The sequence below is a fragment of the Colwellia marinimaniae genome, assembly GCF_002207865.1.
GTDB classification, from domain to species: Bacteria; Pseudomonadota; Gammaproteobacteria; order Enterobacterales; family Alteromonadaceae; genus Colwellia; species Colwellia marinimaniae.
The window spans coordinates 1-234 of the sequence record NZ_BDQM01000528.1; the positions used below are offsets into that span (position 1 = coordinate 1).

Genomic DNA, 234 nt, shown 5'->3' on the forward strand with positions numbered 1-234 from the left:
TCGCAGAACCTGGGCGTGAGCGACGTGCAGGTCCAGTTCGAAGGCCCCGAGGGCAAGGTGACGGTGAAGGGCACCGCACCTACGCAGGCGGCCAAGGAAAAGGTCACCCTGTGCTGCGGCAACGTGGCCAGCGTGACCAGCGTGGACAACCAGATGAGCGTGACCAACCCCGAACCCGAAGCGCAGTACCACGACGTGGTGCGCGGCGACACGCTGAGCGCCATCGCCAAGAAG

Annotated in this window: 1 protein-coding gene; it reads left to right on the plus strand. The window is 65.8% G+C overall.

Translation table 11 applies throughout. From position 1 onward, the window contains the following. A partial coding sequence (locus tag MTCD1_RS20365) for a BON domain-containing protein (RefSeq protein WP_143760238.1) occupies positions 1 to 234 on the plus strand: 234 nt, incomplete at both ends.